Origin of the sequence: Streptomyces murinus (assembly GCF_002154555.1) — a bacterium.
Classification (GTDB): Bacteria; Actinomycetota; Actinomycetes; order Streptomycetales; family Streptomycetaceae; genus Streptomyces; species Streptomyces murinus.
In genome coordinates this window covers 1-3,789 of sequence record NZ_MUNF01000315.1, presented here as the reverse complement: position 1 = coordinate 3,789, position 3,789 = coordinate 1, and the positions used below count along the sequence as shown (strand labels likewise).

Here is a 3,789-nt window from a genome sequence, read left to right as displayed (position 1 = left end):
GCCGTCGGCACCGCCGCCGCCCCCGGCACCGCCGAGCGGTACGCCGTCCATTCCGCCATCGCCCTGCTCACCCTCACCACCGAACGCTCCCGCTCCCTGCACGCCGCCGAGCAGCGCATCGGCACCGCCGTGCTGCGCATGCTGCTCGCCGGGGAACCCGACCACGCCCGCGCCGTCGCCGGCGACCTGTACGGCGGACTGCTGGACGCCCCGTTCCGGATGATCGTCGCCGACTCGGTCCCCGGCGCCCGAGCCACCGCGACCGGCGGCGACCGGCTCGGCACCCTCGCGGAGGCCCTGGAGTCCGCCGCCGCGCGCTCCGGTGAGGCGGTACTGGTCGTACCGGAGGGCGAGCGACTCGTCGTACTGGCCGCGGACGGCGGCGCGGCGGTCGCCGCCTGCGTCGCCTGGGCCGCCGACCTCGAGGCCGCCCGCACCAGCCCCGAGCGCGCGGCCACCGAGGAGGACGAGATCGTCGTAGGACTGTCCGCCCCGGCCGGCCCGATCGCCGCCGCGGCCGCCTACAAGCAGGCCGAACAGTCCCTGTCGGTCGCCCGGCGCCGCGGCCGGGTCCTGGTCGAGCACGAGCAGCTGGCCGCCGGATCCGTGCTGCCGCTGCTCGCCGACGACGCGGTGAAGGCGTTCGCCGACGGGCTGCTGCGACCGCTGTACGAGCATGACGCCACCGGCCGCGGCGACCTGGTCGCCTCGCTGCGCGCCTGGCTCTCCCGGCACGGGCAGTGGGACGCGGCCGCCGCCGACCTGGGCGTGCACCGGCACACGCTGCGCTACCGGATGCGCCGGGTGGAGGAGATCCTCGGGCGTTCCCTGGACGACCCCGACGTACGCATGGAGCTGTGGCTCGCGCTGAAGGCCACCTCGACCGACCAGTAACCGAAGTAGTAGTCCAATCAGTAGTGCCCGTCGCCGCTACTGCTACGGCACGGACAAGCGACCCCCGGCCCCCGCCGTCCTACCGTGGAGCACGAAAGCCAAGGACGCCCCCAAAGACGCCCCCAAACGCGGAAAGGCCGGGAATCGCACATGACTTCCACCCACGCCTTCTGGCTCGCCGGCCGCCAGGTCACCGGTGAGACCACCTTCGACGTCACCTCGTCGTGGGACGGCCGGCTCGTCGGCACCGTCAGCGTGCCGACCGACGCCCAGGTCGAGGAGGCCGTGGCCGCCGCGTACGCCGCCCGCGACGAGTTCGCGGCCACCCCCGCGCACGTACGGGCCGCCGCCCTCGACCACGTGGCCAAGCGCCTCATCGAGCGCACCGAGGAGATCGGTCAGCTGATCTCCGCGGAGAACGGCAAGCCCATCAAGTGGGCCCGCGGCGAGGTCGGCCGTGCCGCCTCGGTGTTCCGCTGGGCCGCCGAGGAGGCCCGCCGGTTCAACGGCGGCGAGGCCCAGCGCCTCGACACCGACGGCGGCGGCGAGGGCCGGCTCGCGCTGGTCCGGCGCTTCCCGAAGGGCGTCGTGCTCGGCATCGCGCCGTTCAACTTCCCGCTGAACCTGTGCGCCCACAAGATCGCCCCGGCGATCGCGGCCGGCGCCCCGATCATCCTCAAGCCGGCCCCGGCCACCCCGCTGTCCGGCCTGGTCATCGGCGAGCTGCTGGCGGAGACCGAGCTGCCGGCCGGCTCCTGGTCGATCCTGCCGGTCGCCAACGACAAGATGCCCGCCCTGGTCCAGGACGAGCGGCTGCCGGTCATCTCCTTCACGGGTTCCGAGAAGGTCGGCTACGCGATCATGGACTCGGTGCCGCGCAAGCACTGCACGCTGGAGCTGGGCGGCAACGGCGCGGCCGTCGTCCTCGGCGACTTCTCCTCGGACGCCGACCTGGACTGGGCCGCGAACCGCATCGCGACCTTCTCCAACTACCAGGGCGGCCAGTCCTGCATCTCCGTGCAGCGCGTGATCGTGGACGCGCCGGTGTACGACCGGCTGCTGCCGCGCATCGTCGCCGCCGTCGAGGCCCAGGTCACCGGCGACCCGAACGACCCGAAGACCGACGTCGGCCCGCTGGTCAGCGAGGACGCCGCCCAGCGCGTGGAGTCCTGGGTCAAGGAGGCCGTGGAGGCCGGCGCCGCGCTGCTCACCGGTGGCGACCGCGACGGCGCCTCGTACGCGCCGACCGTCCTCACCGACCTGCCCTCGGACGTCACCCTCGCCCGCGAGGAGGTCTTCGGACCGGTCCTCAGCGTGCAGAAGGTGCACGGCGAGGCCGAGGCCTTCGCCGCGGTCAACGACTCCAAGTACGGCCTCCAGGCGGGCGTGTTCACCCACGACCTCCAGGCCGCCTTCCGCGCCCACCGCGCCCTTGAGGTCGGCGGCGTGGTCATCGGCGACGTCCCGTCCTACCGCGCCGACCAGATGCCCTACGGCGGCGCCAAGCAGTCCGGCGTCGGCCGCGAGGGCGTCCGCTCCGCGATGGAGGACTACACCTACGAGCGCGTCCTCGTCCTGACGGGCCTCGCGCTCTGACCTGCCGGCAGGTCACATGAACCGACCTGCGACGAACAGGTCGAACCGGAACGGCCGGTGCCCACTGTGCGGGGGCACCGGCCGTTCCACGTTCCCCCTGGCTCACCGAAGGAAACCATGATCTGGTGCCCGCGCTGCGACCAAGGATGGGCCACCGGCGCCCGTGCGGCCTTTGCCGGGCAGCCCTCTCGTGTGACCGAGTTCTGAAAGGTCTTCTGGTGCAAATTTCTCGGCTTCATGGCCTGCTGGGGAGCGGGAGAGGCATCCATGCCTCCGCGGGGGCATGGGAGCAACTGGAAGGGGAGTTGGGCGTCGTCCTGCCCGGCGACTACAAGCAAGTTGTCGACGGCTATGGGCCGGTGCAGCTCAACGGGCATCTCTTTCTGTCTCATCCGGCTACGCGATCGTGGAACCTCGGCGCGTGGATGAAGAGCACGGTCGACGCCTTCTCCGCGAGCGATCTCTCCGACGCGCAGGATTTCTACGAATACCGGATGCCGTTCGCCGAATGGCTCTACCGGTATCTGACGGGAGAGGACATGTTCGGTCCGGGCAGCGCGGTCTTCTGTCCGGGCCCGGTCGTCTTCGAGTCGATGCCGATGGCCGCGGGGGATGAGCCGTGAAGGGGCCAGGGGCCAACGGTACGACGGCGCCCGGAGCCGGAGCCGCAGCTGTGGGGTTTGAAGCCGAACAGGCCACGAACGGGAAACGATTGGATCACCGGTTGTGGGCCTCGGGGTGTGCTGGAGGTTTCGGCGGAGGTGGATCCGGTGGTGTCATACGGTACTTCGCCCTCATTTGAGGAGACGGTTTACCGAGAAGGCTGCTCGGGCGCGCCGGATCTTCCGTTCACAAGTGCGTGGCGAGAGTGTGTGCGACCTGGGTAGTGTGCGCCGTCCGCATTCGCGGGCCGTCCACTTTTTCTTCAAGGGATTTTCGTGAACCTCGACTTCGGTGCTGAGCCCCTCTTTTCCTGGTACGTCGTCCTGCTCTTCATCAGCGGCGCCGCGATGCTGATCCTGGGTGTCATCAACGCCAGTGGTCTCAGCAAGGGTTGGCGGGCGTTCAACGTGATCGCCGGTCTCGGGTTCATGGGCTACGGCATCTACCTCGGGTTCATCTTCCAGGGGGGCACGTACATCGTGTTCTTCAAGGCGTTCATCCTGCCCGTCATGGTCATCGTCAACTTCTTCCGGTCGCTCTCGCGTCGGAAGGCGACGCCCGCCCCGCAGCCGATGGCCGCCCCGTACCCGACGGGTGCCCCCGCCCCGTATCCGATGGCCGGCCAGCAGCCGATGG

General features: G+C 70.6%; 4 protein-coding genes. All 4 read left to right on the top strand.

Annotation, left to right across the window (positions count from 1 at the left end):
- Positions 1-894: PucR family transcriptional regulator (locus CCN72_RS19545; protein WP_167408695.1), on the top strand; the 894-nt coding region annotated here is incomplete at its 5' end.
- Between the two features lie 150 nt (positions 895-1,044).
- Positions 1,045-2,490 (top strand): aldehyde dehydrogenase family protein, encoded by a 1,446-nt coding sequence (locus CCN72_RS19540; RefSeq protein WP_086808630.1) that lies wholly within the window; start codon positions 1,045-1,047, stop codon positions 2,488-2,490.
- 305 nt (positions 2,491-2,795) lie between these two features.
- On the top strand, positions 2,796-3,113 hold the full coding sequence (locus CCN72_RS19535) for a hypothetical protein (RefSeq protein ID WP_086808629.1): 318 nt from the start codon (positions 2,796-2,798) through the stop codon (positions 3,111-3,113).
- A gap of 315 nt (positions 3,114-3,428) precedes the next feature.
- Positions 3,429-3,789: hypothetical protein (locus tag CCN72_RS19530; RefSeq protein WP_086808628.1), on the top strand; the 361-nt coding region annotated here is incomplete at its 3' end.

What these genes read in the sequence shown, in the direction of transcription:
- CCN72_RS19540 (WP_086808630.1), top strand. Translation starts at nt 1,045, where the DNA reads ATGACTTCCACCCACGCCTTCTGGCTCGCCGGCCGCCAGGTCACCGGT.